The sequence below is a fragment of the Parasporobacterium paucivorans DSM 15970 genome (assembly GCF_900141895.1).
Taxonomy (GTDB): Bacteria; Bacillota; Clostridia; order Lachnospirales; family Lachnospiraceae; genus Parasporobacterium; species Parasporobacterium paucivorans.
The window spans coordinates 17,195-31,808 of sequence record NZ_FQYT01000019.1 but is presented as its reverse complement, the minus strand read 5'-3'; the positions used below and the strand labels follow the sequence as shown (position 1 = coordinate 31,808).

The window sequence follows — 14,614 nt, the reverse complement described above, 5'->3', positions numbered from 1 at the left end:
CCCTTTATAAATTCAATCAGTCCACACTGTAGGTTACCTTGACCAGCTCACTGACTGTCGTAACGCCGCTGAGCACCAGTTCGGTACAGCTCTGCTGCAGGGTAGTGGCGCCCTGTCTGACTGCCATGGCCGCAATCTGGTCAATGGAGGCTCTTCTGTTTACCAGTTCCCGGATTTCCTTCGTTACGACCAGAATCTCATAAATACCCGTTCTGCCCTTATATCCGGTGAAATTGCAGGCGGGGCATCCGGCTCCCTTGTAGAGCGGCGCCGGCTCCTTCATCTTCAGCATGAGCATTTCATCATGGGAAGGCCTGTAGGAGGTTTTGCAGCGGGGGCAGATGTTCCGCACAAGACGCTGGGCAACCACGCCTACCAGAGAAGAGGAAACCAGGTACGGTTCAATTCCCATGTCCACCAGACGGGCAACGGAAGATGCCGAATCATTGGTATGGATGGTGCTGAGCACCAGATGGCCCGTTATGGATGCCCGGATGGCAATCTCTGCCGTTTCCGAGTCACGAATCTCGCCGATCATGATGATGTCCGGATCCTGTCGCAATATGGACCGGAGGCCGTTGGCAAAGGTCAGCCCGGCTTTTACATTTACCTGCACCTGGTTGATCCCTTCCAGCTTATACTCAACCGGATCTTCTACGGTGATGATATTGACTTCCGGCTTGTTCAGTTCCTTCAGCAGAGTGTACAGGGTTGTGGTCTTACCGGAACCTGTTGGTCCTGAAACCAGTATGATGCCGTTGGGGCTTTTGATCAGTTTGTCGAATAGAAGCATGTTGGCTTCAGAAATCCCAAGCTGTCTTCTATCCAGGATTACATTCTGCCCGCCGAGGACACGTATTACGATGATTTCTCCATAAACTCCGGGAAGGAGGGAGACACGCAGGTCAATATTCTTGCCATCCACAACCGTTTCCACACGTCCGTCCTGGGGAAGCCTTTTTTCAGCAATATCCATATCGCTCATGATCTTTATCCTGGTGGAAATGGCGGGGTGCGCCGACATGGAGGAAGTCATGACCTCCTGCAGCTGACCGTCCACCCGGAATCGGACAATCAGTTTCGTTGCCGTCGGCTCGATGTGGATATCACTGGCGTTGGACTTGACCGCATGCTGCAGCATGGAATTGATCAGGCGGACAACCGGCGCGTTGGCCACTTCGCTTTCAGAAATCTCGCTGAGAGCGGACACATCCAGCTTCCCATACTCCTTCTGAAGATCTTCAAAAGCCTTCTCGGCTATCTCGCTGCCATAATATCGGTCTATGGCGCTGGCGATGTCCTTTTGGGGTGAAATCGCCACGCTGATTTCCATTCCCGTGGCATTCCTGATATCGTCCAGGGCGTAAAAGTTGAGGGGGTCCGACATAACGGCGGTCAGTACTTTTCCCTCTTTTTTGATAGGGATGATATTATGTTTCTTGGCTAATTCCTCGGAAATCATGCTGGTTGCTTCTTTGTCTATCAAAATGCTGGAAAGGTCAATATACGGGACATGGAAAAGGTACTCCAATCCTTTATAGAGCGTTTTCTCATCGATATAGCCCAGCTCTACAAGAGTGGTTCCCAGGACATTTCTATTTGTTTTTGATACCAGCAGAGCTTCATCCCGCTGCGCAGCTGTAATGGCTCCGGTTTCAACAAGTATTTCCCCTAATTTTCTGTGATTGGCACCCATATATTCATCTCCATCTTGAATAATTATTGTTTTATGCTATTATAAATTAGATTTCATTTTCTTTAATAAAAAATTAAGCAAAGGTGGTTCGTTTCGATGACTGCAGCAATTCCTATCCTGATTTTTGTTTTCGGCCTGCTGATCGGCAGCTTTCTCAACGTGTGCATATACCGCATTCCTCTGAACAAAACCATTGTAAAGGGACGTTCCTACTGCACTTCCTGCAATTCCCTGATTCCCTGGTATTGCAACATCCCTTTATTCAGCTATATATTCCTAAGGGGTCGGTGCCTGAACTGCGGTGAAAAAATCTCCCCTATCTATCCTGCCGTGGAGCTGTTGAATGCGGTGCTTTATCTGCTGCTTTACTGGGTGTATGGCTTATCCGTACCGCTTTTGTTTTTTGCTGCGCTGTTCTCCATCCTGGTCGTCCTCTCCTTCATCGACCTGAAATATCAGATTATTCCGGATGGCCTCGTGGTGGCCATGCTGGTTTTAGGCGTTGCCAATGGATTTTATCAGACCGTTTTCCTGGGCGTTCCCTGGCAAACCTGGGTTATCCGCTTCTTTGCAGCTTCCGTGCCTCTTTTTATTCTGGGTCTGATATTTCCGGAAGGCATGGGCGGCGGCGATATTAAGCTGATGGCTGCTGCCGGTCTTTTTATCGGATGGAAGCTGATCCTTCTCTCCCTTTTCGCGGGCGCTCTGTACGGCGGGGTGGTATCCATATTTGTCATTCTGGTCAAGAAAGGCTCCCGGAAGACCGCCCTGCCCTTCGGTCCTATGCTGTCTTTGGGAATCATCACCTGTGTGCTGGCCGGCTATCGGCTCTTGGCCCTGTATCTGTCCATTATCTTGTAGGTCACCTCGGAAATCCCTGTCTACTGCCTCTTTCTAATCTTTGCCAGCTGCTTTCTGCGCATATCCGGCTCGAGGCCAATCTTAATATCCAGCATTTCCTGAATATACAGCACGTCAATGCCCTCATAGCTGAGCTTTATGCAGGGTTCTTCGATTTCTTCAATCATAAAATCCCGGGCCGTCAAGTTCCTTTTGTCCAGACGCAGAAAAGAGGGCCGATACTCCCTGGGTCTTTCCTCCCCTGCTTCCGACGACCAATTTTCCTGCTCCTCCTGGCTTGCTTTCCAGTCGGCCATTTCTTTTTCGAATACCCTTTTTTCATAAAAAAATGAATAAGGATCGTCTGCGGTGTCTGCTATTACGATATCTCCAAGGTCAATGACCATCAGGTTTTCCTCCTTGACCACATAGCTGCTTCTTACCTGATCATAATATTTCCTTAAAACAGAAAACTTCTTGGGAAATCGGATAGAATGAAGCTTCAGCTGATGAAGGAAGCACCACTGGGCAAATTTATCCCGCAAATCCACCTTGTAGGGTTCCCAGTCCGGGCTTGTGTAGGGCTGGCCAATTTTATTCAGGATTGCCAGATTGATTCCATCATGGAGTTCTATCAGGCTGAAGGCGGATAAGTAATTGGAAATCAGAGGATAAAGCCTTGTGTTTTCGTGGTATCCGATTGCTGAAACGATCCATGCGCGGTTCGTCATCATTCCTTCCCTGGATGTGTTTCCCAGGTAGCACAAAACCACTTCTTCTGCAAAGGGGCTCTGCCGGTAGATCCCCAACGCCTGGAAGCACTTGTCGATGTCCATTTCATATTCATCAACAGCCCCGCACGCTGCAGAAACCTTGTCTTCTACAGCACCGAATCTTCTTACAAAGGCAGCTTCCCTGGAAGAATCATCCTTTTCTTCTATTATCCCGGCCATCCTGTTCAACACAAGATTCAGACCCTCCGAATCCGAATGATACTGATACAGTATGGTCAGCAGCTTTAAAATCCTTGGGGAAATCCGGTACGTCAGAATCTCGGCTGCCCTCTGCATTTCTTCCCGTTTTGCAGTCTCCCGCAAATCAAGAATGAGTCCTTCCAACTCTTTTCCTTTAAGCCGGACCGCATAGTGGCGGATATCCCCCGCCTTCAGCTCCATAGTCTCCTGCAGGACATTCTGGGGCAGAAGCTCCCGCGGGATTCGGGGAAACTCCTCCACCGTGAAAAACCTGCCCCGAAGGCTGTTTATTATGGATTTGAATTTCTCAGGTCCAGTAATGCTGCTCGTCATATCCATATTTATTTCCTGCCCAGGGCATCAGGGAGGGCCTCCACGGCATCGCTGATGCTTTCCACTGTGTTGGCGATCCTCTGGGTAAGCTCGGATAGCCCACTGTCGAATTCGCCGAGGGTCATCCGTACCCCTTCCTGCATTTTGCTGCTGAATTCTCCAACAGAAGCCTGAAGATTATTGGAAAGATCCGTGATATCCATGTTGATTTCCTTGGCATACAGGCCGATGCTGCGGGCCTGTTCATCGAAGGACTGGAGAAGATCCGTGGTATTGTCCTTGTACCTTCCCAGTATGTCCGCATTTGCCTCTGTATTCTCCTTCATCATCGCACCGATATCTTCTGTAATCCTGCCGATAATACCCCGTATCTGGTAGTCCATGTCCTCCAATGTTTTGTATGTGCTGTCCTCCAGACGGGAGAAATAGGTCTCATAATCGTTCCGCAGGTTCTGCGCCTGTTCGGTCAGGTTGCTGATTGCTTCCGCATTATCCGCAGTGACCTCCTTGATGCCATGAGCGATCTCCCTGCCTGCATTTGTCATTGCTTCATTCATCCGCTGGGTGATATTGTCCATCATGCCGGATATCATATCGTTCATTCTGGCATACTGGCTCATGGTTTCGTTTACCGCCGCTTCCAGTTTATCCTGGGAGAGCTTCACATCCTCCAGAACCCTGACCTGGGCTTCATTGGTATCCCTGGTGAATTTGAATGCATCCTGGCTGAAGGTCTGGGTCTGCTGCGTCAGCTGGACAATAGTATCGGCCATTCTCTGCACATGCTGGCCTAGCTGTTCGCTGTTCTCCACGGCCCTGCGCTGGATTTCCCTGGTCTCCGCAATGGTCCTCTCCTGGTTTTCCCCGGAGCTCATCAGCATTTTCGCCGATTCCTCCAGAACTTCGTGCTGCTGATGCAGCATATTCCCCAATTCATCAATGTTGGAAGAAAGCTTCTGATTCAATACGTCCATCTGGGTCTGAAGCCCGCCGATCTGCTGGTTCAGTCCGGTTATATTTTCATGCAACGTATCGGTGAGGGCTTCTGTAAAAGAAACGGTAAGCGCCGCCATCTGCTGCACCTGCTGGTCCATCATCTGGGTAATGCGTTGATCCTGGGCGTCGACCATCTGGGTGATGCGTTCGTCCTGCAGGGATATCGACCGGGAAGTCTGTTCCCTCTGCAGCTCCATGCTGGTCCTGGTGGTCTCCTGCAGCTGCATGACATGGTTTCCAAGGCTTAAGTTCAGCTCTTCCAACGGTCTTCTTACGTCGCTGATGGACATGATCAGGCTGGACATCTGGGTATCAAGTGTTCCGGTAAATGTCTCGGCAAACATGCTGCTGATCCGTTCCATGGACTTTTCCTGTAAATCCAGGGTGGAATCCATGGCCTCGGTCATGCTTCTGACATGGTCCATCATGTTCTGATTCAGTACTTCCATGGAATTCTGCACATTCCCGATGGTGTCGGCCAGTCCGGACATCTTCTCAACTACCGTTTCTCCAAGGCGGTCTGCAAAATCCGTAGTCATCTGTTCCATACCCTTTTCCTGGATCTCAAGGGTTCTGCTCATGTTGGAATCCAGAGTGCGTTCTATATTATGCAGGGCAGGTACCAGATTGCTGCGCATGATCATTTCAATGGAATCTTCCAGGGCCGGAAGCAGGGTATTATCCACCATGGTATCAAACTTCCTGACAATCTCCTGGGTGGCGGCCTGGTAGGCCTCCTGGTTTCTCTGGGTGGCTTCCAGCAGCATCGCCACTTCCGCCTTGGCAACCGGAATCACACGGTTGAAGATTCCGATGAATCTGTGGTATTCCGTCCTTACACTGAAATACATCCTCTGATCCAGCAAGGTAAAGACCAGGTTTCCGAGGCAAAGAAGCACAAAAAGGCTTCCGCCCAGAACCCGGGCGCCCAACAGGGCTTCCTGCTGAAACAGTGCGGCCATCCCGATAGGGGCAGCGAGGGTTATGATAGCTAATACCCAGAAGCTTTTCCATATGGAATCCAGCCGGCTCCTGCATCCCGGGCCAGATACCATGGCCTCGAAATCATAGAAGGACTGTCCTTCCGGGATGAAATCGCCTTTATAGTTTTTTTCAATCTGCGTCCGCATCCGGAGCCAGGCTTCCAGAAAATAGGGCGGAGCCATACGGATGACCATTTCGTCCATAAAAGAGATGTTTTCTCGTTTGCAGTCCTTGATCTTCTCTCCGTCATCTGCAAGCTTTTTAAAGGAATTCCGAATCCTGCCCAGTGTCGCTGCGTCGTAACGCTGGTAGAACAGTATCCACATGAACAGGGCAATCAAAAAGGGGATCAGTGCCGCCAGAAGTATGGCCGGCTTTAACGTAGCAAAAATAGAAATCCATGAAATATTCATCCAGCAATTCCCTTTCTCTGTGCATAGTAATTTTCTTTTCTATTGAAATTATTATAGCACAAAAGGGAATAATTCCGATAGCTATTTAATCAAAACCGGGGCCTTGAAGTGCTATATTTGGGGGGGTTTTAGGAAATGATGGTTGATCTAAAAAAAATACATTCAGAATGGCCGAGATTTTTCAAGAAAAGATGAAAAATTCCTTTATTAAATGATTCAATCATGTTAGAATAAATCATAGTCATCTTTATTTTTATCAAAATTTCATAATAAGGGAGGAAAACACATGAACAAATTGATTCAGAGAAGCAGAAAACTCAAGAACCGTAAAGGCTTCACGCTGATTGAGCTTATCGTCGTAATTGTAATTATTGGTATTTTGGCAGCGATCGTAGTTCCGAGGATAGCTGGATTTACAGATACTGCTAAAAAGGGTGCGGCAGAAGCAGATGCCAGAACAGTATTAACGGCTGCATCAGCAGCATTTGCAGAGGATGGTGCTATCACTGATGCTGATATATTAAGATTAGCTGGAACTCTAAAAGGTACATTAGCTGCAACTCCAAGCTCAGACGCTAGCGGTAATATTGATTTTGTTTATACCTTAGGAAATTATAAAGCTACATGCGTTGATGGTGTTATAACCGTAACCCCGTAAACTAGAAGATAACAAATTATACTGTTATTTGCTATCCAAATTACACTATTTTAAATTAATATCATGCCTGGTCTCAAATAAAAGTCAGGAGAGTTGATTGTTTGTTTCACAATATGTGTAAACTGATAAGTTTATGCTGAAGAGGGATAATATCTTAAGGGACAAAGACCTGGCCGGGGACTTTGTCCCTTATCCGCTTTATATAAAGGCTCAATAATAAATGTGGAAGTTTCAGGAAAATCCGGTTCAATCTCGATTGTTGGGGTTGATGCTTGTAAAACAGAATAAAATAAATTCCTAGAAACGGTGTGAAATCTGCTTCTAGCTTTTTATCTTAAAGTATTGGAAGAGTTATGGGGAACAAAAATTCAAAACTGACCATCTATTCCACTGTTGGGGCTACCTAAGACCCGATTCAGTTCCTGAAGATAGCAGGCTGCTGGTCCCACGCCAGGAGGCGGTTTGCCGATGTGGTAAAGGCACTCGGCAAGGACAAGGCAAAGGATACCTTTGCCTACCAGGCGCTGAAACAGATCGGTGCTATCTACAAGATTGAGGAAAGTCTTGCAAAACTCACTCCTGGGGAACGTGCGAAAAGGCGTCAGCTCAGTGTCAGACCACTGGTAGAGGCCTTCTTTGCGTGGATAAGGGAAAGCCGGGATAAGGTACCCAAAAAATCCGAGACCGGAAAAGGCTTTACCTACTGCCTGAATCAGGAAAAGTATCTAAGGGTATTCCTGGAAGATGGTCTGGTTCCTGCAGACAACAACGCTGAGGAGCAGGCTATCCGGGGCTTTTGCGTAGGAAAAGCCAACTGGCATCTGATTGATACCATAAATGGAGCAAAAGCAAGTGCCATCATCTATAGCATTGCTGAGACAGCGAAAACCAACAATCTGAAGCCCTACAAGTATTTCAAACATCTGCATACTGAAATCCCAAAACATCAGGAGGATACCAGTCTGGATTTCATGAAAGAACTGCTTCCATAGTCCAAATCGCTACCTGAGGAATGCCGCAAAACAATAGCCAATAAATAATCAAGTATTTGCCGCCGGTAATGGCGGCATTCTTTGTCAAGGTACACATGGACTACCGTTTACCTTAACTTGATATCTTGGCAGGCTCTGTTTTTCTTCAGATATTGATGGTTGTTGGTCAGTGTTTTGTAAGTTTTTTAGCAGCGGCAAGATATTTTCAAGCATTACAGCCATAGAAGCATTCTCATCAAGATGAGCATGACCTCCCGACTGTTGTATCTTATCACCAGAAGTTTTTATATAGTTCCCTTTTAGGGAGTCCCATTCGTAGCCTTTTCTCTTCATGTAGCTGGCCAGTTCCGTATGCGTATCGAAGCCGACCTGTCTGGCGATATCTTTCGCATCAGATTCCCCCTGTGAAAAGAGGGATATAATTAGTGCTGCTTTTGATGTGCCATGCAATTGCATTAAATTATCTCTTCCCCTACCAGAATACCGCTCCGTTGCCGGCACGAAATTCCTTTGTCTTGAGTCCCAGGAGAAGTTACGCCATCTCATATAGTTATCAAGGGACATCGGATTTTTATATCCAAGCTTTTCAGCGATTTCCACTCGGTCTGTTCCATCTTCAAGCATTCCTAATATTTTATCTACCTGCCTATCAAAAACGGGTTCTTTACAATCAACAAGTGCCATTTTAATCCCCCCTCTCGTTTAATCATTGAGTGCATTTACCGCGTCTGATAACGCTTCCGTATTTGTGTGCGTATAGATTGAAGTTACCGCCAGGCTCTCATGTCCGAGTAGCTTTTGTATTTGAACGATTCCAACATTCTTTTTAACCAGTGCAGAAGCAAACGAATGCCTTAAGATGTGGCAAGACACTTGCTTGTTAATGCCTGCCTGCTTTGCAGCTTTTCTTATTGTTGAATTGACATGCGAATAGGAAATCGAACCCGTTCTCCTCGTTGCAAAAAAGTTGTCTGATGTATAAGCCTCACGCCAATTATCCCTATAGTCCAAAAGTAAATCGTACAACTTATTGTTCATAGGGACTACCCTATCCTTCTTCCCTTTGCCTTGACGCACATGTATGATGCGTTTTTTAAAATCCACAGCATTCATTTTAAGGTTTAAGCATTCAGAGATTCTAAGTCCAGTATTAAATAAGAATGTGGCCATTAGCCTTATCAGGTTGTTATCAATTTCTTCTATGGTTGCATCCACTTCTTCTTCCGTAAGATAGTTTCGTTCTTTTTTTGGCATTCTCATGAAATCCATGGATAATGCAATATTCTTAGCAACAATATCTTTTTTATAAGCAAGTGCGTAGAAGCTTCTCAGTGTAAAAAGAAACCGCTCTTGGTGTTTGCCGAATAACCTTTTACTTCTTTTGCAAATCGCATAAAGGCTTCTAAATCATCCTGAGTAACATCTTCAATGTACACAGGTCCATTATTACGTTCTTCTAAAAATCGCCTAATAATAACCAGGTCCCTGGAATAAATATCAATGGTTCCTAGACTCCTATCAATGCTGGCCATATAGTCAAAAAACTTGTTGGCAGCTTCATTAAAAAGCATCCTTTTCGCTCCTTTCCATGTTGTTTGTAACCTCTTGTTTTGTAATATTGCTCGTATAAAAGTCTTCCTATCAAGCTATTTGTTAATAACATTTATCACTCTGAAGTTCTGCATTTCATCATTAATATGGTTCAATTCATCTGCAAAGTCATCATTAAGCTCACGAGCACAATGGTTGCCTACCTTTGAAGATACAAGAAACCTGGCTCATCTTATAGACACTGTCTTGGTTAATCGGGTTTCAAATACTGCAGAAAAGGATATGTGTATAGCCACAGTTCAACTATAAATCATGCAACTTATACGGCATTACCAAAATGTGCCGTTGTTTATGTTTATTTTTGCAGGATTTTTTACAGGAAGGTGTTTTTATTATATATTAGACAGTTTATAATCCTGTGTGGGCGAATTAGTTACTGCTTTGATTGCGTCAAAACCCCTTCTTATTTCAACTGACCAGAACAAGAACTTTCCAAAGGCAAAAAAAGAGGAGCATAGCTCCATAACTAAAAATCAGTTGTTTTGCGACGCCCCATTTGTGTATGAATATTATATAAATTTAATGATTATCATTTAAATTTCACTGCTTTTGACATATTATCCCCGGTAAGTTTCCCTTTTGGATTTGTCAGCAGCAGGTTGGGAATCTGAATGGTCGAATCGATAATATAACTTTGACTTCCTTCATCATTGCCTACCACAATCTGTATTGCTGTGTCACCAGCTTTGCTGAATGAGGATTGAGCTTCGGAAAAATTGCCCTGCAAAGCCTGATCATTACGGGTTGATGTAGCAGTGTTGTAAATAGATCGATAAATTAATCCGTCTTTGAAATATATGTAATTATACGTTGTCGTTGATTTTTCTGTTTGTGCCAAGGTTGCAGGCAGCAAAGAGATCTCCTTTGCGTACCTGATGTCCATCAGGATCTGGTCCAGCGCCAGTCTGGATTCGCTCTGCACACTTCTTTGATCTCTTCCCACAACGTATATCTTGTTGCTTGAAAGGAAGAAGGAAGTGACTGCCAGCATTACGATTCCCAGGATTACCATGGCTACTATAAGCTCAACCAGAGTCATGCCTTTTCTATTTTTTCTGAGAATTCGATTTGTCATTTATTCCACACTCCTGTATATAAAGGCGGTAAGCCGGACAGTATTGTTGTCGTTATTGAAGAACTTCAATACGCTGACCTCGTAGCCTTTTGCTGTTGTGGCACCGCTGGTTATTTCCTTGTATTGCACAAAATAATTTACATTTTTGGTTCCAACCTTGGTTGAAAGTGCACTTGCAGTGGCGGCCTTGTTATACCCTTTACCGCTCAGGTAGGTTTCTATTACACTTGATGAACTGGAACCCTGGCTGAATTTTGTCTGGAGATCATCAATTATGTCCTGGACTTCCATTACTTCTTTTGATCTGAAACCGGATTTAAAGGTTTCTTTTATGGATACATCGAACATGCTGAGGATGGCAGTCAGTATGATTCCCAAAATGGCAATCGCTACTATAATCTCTACCAGTGTCAGTCCCCGGTTGGATTTTATTGGCTTCATTCTTTCACCCCGCTGGTTTTGGGAATAGTAATCTGTTGTAGTTATTTATAATAGTAACGCTTTGTGTACCCGTAATCCAAAGGGGTAACCGTATCCCCTTCCGGCAGGGGAGCATAATAGAATTGGCCGTGAGGACCTTCTCCGGAAGGATTTTTGAGTATCAGTTTGCCGACCATGGATCCGACCAACGTAGTAGCATCTGAATTCAGCTGTATGGTCGCTTCCGGTGCATAGATGTAAGCGGTTAAGGTTCCATTGGCCTGAAATTCCAGCTTTTTGTCTTTTGCGATATAAAAGAACAGATAGCCTGTTGATGATGTGTTGACGCTAATGGGCGTCCAAATTTGACATGTATTCCTGATGTAAATCCGGACCTTTCCGCCTCCAGTGACAGTAGCATTTCCCTTAAATTCCAGATCGTCAACAATCACTGTCATTTCACTTCCTGCAGCAACTTTAAACGTTATGAGTTCATTATTGCCGTTTTTCAGTGTTTTCAAATCATAATAGGGTTTATCAAGAACAGCCGTGCCGGTAATTGTATCCGGTGAAGAATAGGTCCCTGCCGGAGGGATAACCACTGGAGGATAAGCTATATCACTCACATTTTTAACAATGCCAGGGTCCGCTGCGTCGCCCGTGCTTAAAAGTATATTCGAAGCATCCGGGACATTTGCAGTTATGTTAACCACTTTGTTGGCATCATGTGAAATATCCAGGGCTTTTAAGTTGAATTCCGATTGTGCTCCGATAAGTCTAATCCCGTCGAAAACCTCCGCTTCCGTCTTTTTGGACAGGCGCAAAGAAACCGTACGGCTGGATGAATCAACTGTGCCCGTAGAAGTGATGTTGACATAGTCATTTATGAAGCCTGCGTTATCCACCTTGTTCGCCGTGACGCTGCTGATTACTCCGTTTCCCCAGGCTAAAGGGCTTGTGAAAATATTGGTTCCTGAAAAATTATTGTCCCTGATAAATAAGTCCGCTGCGATGTCTGCTCCTGCTTTTGCTATGTATTCTGCCTGTGTTTTTTTTTCGTTTGCCACTGAAAATTTGGTCTCCGACAGACCCATGGCCAAAGCAGACGTACCAAGGATCATCAGGACTACCATCACGATAATGACCATGGCCAGTGCTGCCCCTTTATTGTTTAACGGTAGCTTCATAATACCGGACACCTCCTTCTACATGAAAGGATCTTCTTTGCCTCTCGGAATTACAGGTGAAAATTCAAATTCAGCCGCTTCTCCCTGATCCAGTTTTGGCAGAGAGTAGATCGATATGATCATATTACCGCTGATACCCGTATCATTCTTATTTAACTCAATGCTTTTAATCAGTACTGTCTTCTGCATTTCTTCCATTTTTTGTATGAAATTCATTACTGAAGGATAGCTCGCACCGCTTATTTCAATGGTTATGTCAACCGTTGGAACCGCATCCGGATCCAGGGCGCCTGCGGCATCCTCTGTATTTTGATTGGTTTCGGAGGTTGCAGTTTCTTCGTTTTGCTTCAGTTCCTCGTTGGCTGCTGCCGCAATATCCAGCAGCGGATATTCTATCGGTACGTATGTGCTCTGTGGAATTTTTATGCTGGAAACTACCGGGACAGATGGAGTATAAGTTGTCACCGGCAATCCGGATTCATTCATCAATGAGCTTAATTTTGTCAGGATGCGCTCTTCGTTGAGATTATAAAAGAACGACTCATATCTTGCCGTTAATTTTTCCTTCGTTTCTTTTTCCTGTGTTTGTAAGTCCGACAGATTTGCAATATCATTTTTGGCTTTTTCCAGCTCCAAATCAACCTGACCCTTTTGTGCAGTCAATTCAGAACCTTTTGCAAGCTGTGGATTGATTACGTAATTATAGCAGAGAAAACCTATAATGACTGCCAACAGAATAATCAATAATCTTTTATCATTTCCCCTGATAGCGACACTTTGCTTTTTCATTCTGCTTCACCTGCCTTTAGGACTCCGTAAACTCTGACGACCAGCCCTGTATTATCCTGTTTTGTTTCGATTGTATCCAACTTGACCGTTTGCATCAGCTCTGTCTGCTTCAGTCCCAAGAGCAGCTCTGCCGCTGTTTCCCGGTTTGGAACATCGCATGTCATTTTTAAATCTAATCCCTCTAAGTTGAAAAATATGACCACCGCATTGGAAGGAAGTCCTTTGAATATGTCTGTCATCAGCTGCGAGCCGATAATATCCGCTGAAGTAAATTTCTCTAAAGTGGTATCCGCACTTTTTTCATATTCTGTCATGGCATCCATGCTGTTTTGCAGTTCATTGGCCAGAATATATTCCTGGCTGGTTTTCGTCTTTGCCAGCTCTTCCGTGGCTGAATCGATGTTCTTCGTCAAGATCCAGTTGCGAACGACCAGTCCCAGGGATAAGACCACACAGACTGCTATAATTACAGCTGCTATGAAGAACGGGGATCTGGGGTTGAGCTTTACGCCCTTTTTACTCTCAAATACCTCAAAAAAATTATAATCTCTCATCCACATCACCTGCCTTCATTTAATATCGAACCAGAGCACCGATTGCATTCATATAGGGTGCAAGGGGTGTCTTCGGGTCTTTGAATTTGATCTTGGAAATATGGGTGATCTGTTCTGTGTGCATGCCGAGGCTGCTTTCGCAATACTCCGCAAACCCTTTTAAATTGCTGCCGCCTCCAAACAAAAACATCCGCTCTGCTTTGCCTACGTTTGGCCGGCTTGTATAAAATCCGATGATTTTCCTGATTTCGTCGGTAAGATTGTAAAAAAACGGCCGGAGAATGTTGAAGTATTTTTGCTCCTCTTCACCGTTTCCAAAGAAGTTGAATCCCTCTTCCTTCATCTTCCTGATGTTCTCTACGGATTCAAATACCTGGTCGCTGACGATTTTTTCAATTTCACCGGCGCCGGAATCCACCTGTCTATAAAATATTGGTTTGCCTTTTGAAAGGATATAAATGGTTGATAATTCATCACCGAAATCCATCAGAACGGCACCTTCTTCATTGATTATCGTGTCATTTATGGTAATTTCACCTTCAAGGAGCTTGTCCATAGCGTTAATATTGATATCCATAGCCTCAGGTTTAAGTTTTAAGCCGATCAACAAATTATGGTAGGCTTCCACGATTTCCCTGTCTATGGCTGCTACTCTGTACCGGTCCAGCAGGATCCCGTCCTCACCAGTAACTTTCTCGACATTTTTGTACTGGATCACTTTTTCAGATGTGACATGATAGGTCTGAACCATCTCATTATTGATCATCTCCGCTATTTCCTTGGGTTTGGCAGCCGGGAGGTCAACATCCCGGATGACAGACCCGTACCCATCAAACGTCACCACTGCCTCTTTTGTGTTAAACCCATGAGTCTGGATTGCTCTTTTGATACTATCCATCAGTATTTCCGGATCAGATATCGTCTCCCCCCGGAAAGACCCTTCCGGCACATCAATGGTAACCGCCTTGTTAACCATAATGCTTCCTTTTATAAAGCTTCCTTCGACGATATGTATATTTTTCTTTCCAATGTCCAAAGATAATAAAGAATGCAAATCATCCACCTCCATCGCTGTTATAAATCCAATTTTCG

Annotated in this window: 15 protein-coding genes; 3 read left to right on the top strand and 12 right to left on the bottom strand. The window is 45.0% G+C overall.

Annotated elements, in window-relative coordinates; all coding sequences use genetic code 11:
* Window positions 1-16: 16 nt before the first annotated feature.
* Complete coding sequence (locus BUA79_RS09105) at window positions 17-1,696, bottom strand: GspE/PulE family protein (RefSeq protein WP_073994126.1); 1,680 nt, start codon at window positions 1,694-1,696, stop codon at window positions 17-19.
* Between the two features lie 96 nt (window positions 1,697-1,792).
* On the opposite strand from BUA79_RS09105, the gene BUA79_RS09100 reads away from it, so the two are divergent.
* A complete protein-coding gene (locus BUA79_RS09100; protein ID WP_073994125.1) occupies window positions 1,793-2,557 on the top strand; it encodes a prepilin peptidase in 765 nt (254 codons plus the stop codon).
* Between the two features lie 20 nt (window positions 2,558-2,577).
* On the opposite strand, the gene BUA79_RS09095 is transcribed toward BUA79_RS09100, so the two are convergent.
* Window positions 2,578-3,849 carry a hypothetical protein gene (locus tag BUA79_RS09095; RefSeq protein ID WP_073994124.1) on the bottom strand — a complete coding sequence of 424 codons (1,272 nt, stop codon included), beginning with the start codon at window positions 3,847-3,849 and terminating at the stop codon, window positions 2,578-2,580.
* Window positions 3,850-3,851: 2 nt separating this feature from the next.
* The gene (locus tag BUA79_RS09090; protein ID WP_073994123.1) at window positions 3,852-6,236 is read right to left on the bottom strand and encodes a hypothetical protein; all 2,385 of its coding nucleotides are present in this window, start codon (window positions 6,234-6,236) and stop codon (window positions 3,852-3,854) included.
* Between the two features lie 286 nt (window positions 6,237-6,522).
* Here BUA79_RS09090 and BUA79_RS12815 point away from each other — a divergent pair, with 286 nt between their 5' ends.
* Together BUA79_RS12815 and BUA79_RS09080 are read left to right on the top strand one after the other, a co-directional pair.
* On the top strand, window positions 6,523-6,894 hold the full coding sequence (locus BUA79_RS12815) for a prepilin-type N-terminal cleavage/methylation domain-containing protein (RefSeq protein ID WP_073994122.1): 372 nt from the start codon (window positions 6,523-6,525) through the stop codon (window positions 6,892-6,894).
* Window positions 6,895-7,307: 413 nt separating this feature from the next.
* Window positions 7,308-7,886 (top strand): IS66 family transposase, encoded by a 579-nt coding sequence (locus BUA79_RS09080; protein ID WP_094757404.1) that lies wholly within the window; start codon window positions 7,308-7,310, stop codon window positions 7,884-7,886.
* Between the two features lie 84 nt (window positions 7,887-7,970).
* Here the strand turns inward: BUA79_RS09080 and BUA79_RS09075 are convergent, their stop codons facing one another.
* The 9 genes from BUA79_RS09075 to pilM form a co-directional block, all read right to left on the bottom strand.
* Window positions 7,971-8,570 (bottom strand): hypothetical protein, encoded by a 600-nt coding sequence (locus tag BUA79_RS09075; protein ID WP_073994120.1) that lies wholly within the window; start codon window positions 8,568-8,570, stop codon window positions 7,971-7,973.
* A gap of 18 nt (window positions 8,571-8,588) precedes the next feature.
* Entirely contained in the window at window positions 8,589-9,146 is a 558-nt protein-coding gene (locus tag BUA79_RS12680; protein WP_207647337.1) for a tyrosine-type recombinase/integrase, read from the bottom strand.
* 68 nt (window positions 9,147-9,214) lie between these two features.
* Window positions 9,215-9,457: a site-specific integrase gene (locus BUA79_RS12675; protein WP_207647336.1), complete on the bottom strand. Its 243-nt coding sequence runs from the start codon at window positions 9,455-9,457 to the stop codon at window positions 9,215-9,217.
* A gap of 569 nt (window positions 9,458-10,026) precedes the next feature.
* On the bottom strand, window positions 10,027-10,572 hold the full coding sequence (locus BUA79_RS09065; RefSeq protein ID WP_073994119.1) for a PilW family protein: 546 nt from the start codon (window positions 10,570-10,572) through the stop codon (window positions 10,027-10,029).
* Window positions 10,573-11,013: a type IV pilus modification PilV family protein gene (locus BUA79_RS09060; protein WP_073994118.1), complete on the bottom strand. Its 441-nt coding sequence runs from the start codon at window positions 11,011-11,013 to the stop codon at window positions 10,573-10,575.
* Window positions 11,014-11,054: 41 nt separating this feature from the next.
* Complete coding sequence (locus BUA79_RS09055; RefSeq protein WP_073994117.1) at window positions 11,055-12,179, bottom strand: pilus assembly PilX N-terminal domain-containing protein; 1,125 nt, start codon at window positions 12,177-12,179, stop codon at window positions 11,055-11,057.
* Between the two features lie 18 nt (window positions 12,180-12,197).
* Window positions 12,198-12,968, bottom strand: coding sequence for a hypothetical protein (locus tag BUA79_RS09050; protein WP_073994116.1), 771 nt, complete (start codon window positions 12,966-12,968; stop codon window positions 12,198-12,200).
* On the bottom strand, window positions 12,965-13,522 hold the full coding sequence (locus tag BUA79_RS09045) for a hypothetical protein (RefSeq protein WP_073994115.1): 558 nt from the start codon (window positions 13,520-13,522) through the stop codon (window positions 12,965-12,967). The genes BUA79_RS09050 and BUA79_RS09045 overlap by 4 nt, the downstream gene beginning before the upstream one ends.
* Window positions 13,523-13,541: 19 nt before the next feature.
* Window positions 13,542-14,576, bottom strand: a complete 1,035-nt coding sequence (gene pilM / locus BUA79_RS09040; protein ID WP_073994114.1) for a pilus assembly protein PilM — start codon at window positions 14,574-14,576, stop codon at window positions 13,542-13,544.
* Window positions 14,577-14,614 lie beyond the last annotated feature (38 nt).